This window comes from Mesorhizobium sp. M4A.F.Ca.ET.090.04.2.1 (assembly GCF_003999085.1).
Taxonomy (GTDB): domain Bacteria; phylum Pseudomonadota; class Alphaproteobacteria; order Rhizobiales; family Rhizobiaceae; genus Mesorhizobium.
Window position 1 is genome coordinate 1 of record NZ_RZOT01000971.1, and the last position, 726, is coordinate 726.

Sequence of the window (726 nt, forward strand, 5' to 3'; positions counted from 1 at the left end):
CCTCGAAGGTCTTGCCCGGATAGGTGTCGACGATGATCTCCGCCTTCTGGCCCGGCTTCATGTGGGTAAGCTGGGTCTCCTTGAAATTGGCGTCGATCCAGGTGTCGCCGGTCTCGACCAGCGTGAACAGTGGCGTGCCGACGGCGACATATTGGCCGGGCTTGAACGAGGAAGCCTGGCTGATGACGCCATCCGCCGGCGCCGTGACCGTGGTCTGCGCCAGGTCATAGGCGGCCTTGTCGCGCGCGGCGAGCGCTGCCATCACCGTCGGGTGCTTGTCGGTCTCGATATCCGGGTTGCCGCCGAGTGCCGCCTTGGCGCTGATGATGCCCTGCTCGGCTACCGCGAGCTGCTGCCTGGCCTTGTCGAGGTCATTCTTCGCCTCGTCCAGCGACGATTTGGCGTTGATGCCCTTCTGGGCAAGGTCGGCGGCGCGGTCATATTGCGACTGCGCGTAGGCGACTTCGCTGGTGTCGGACTTCTCCTGAGCCATCGCCTGGCTGTAGGCGGCGCGCAACTGCTCGACATTGAGGCGCGCGGTGGCGACCGCCGCGTCGGCCTGGGCGAGCGCGATCCGGTAGGATTCGGGATCGACGGCGAACAGCACGTCACCCTGCTTGACGAGTTGGTTGTCAGCGATGCCGACCTTGACGATGCGGCCCGCCGTGTCGGACGCGATTGACACCTTGGCCTGCTGCAGGTTGGCGTTCTCGGTCTCCTGGTAGC

Annotated in this window: 1 protein-coding gene; it reads right to left on the minus strand. The window is 65.4% G+C overall.

Features of this window, described 5'->3' with window-relative positions; all coding sequences use genetic code 11:
- Positions 1-726: HlyD family secretion protein (locus EN781_RS33560; RefSeq protein ID WP_145965831.1), on the minus strand; the 726-nt coding region annotated here is incomplete at both ends.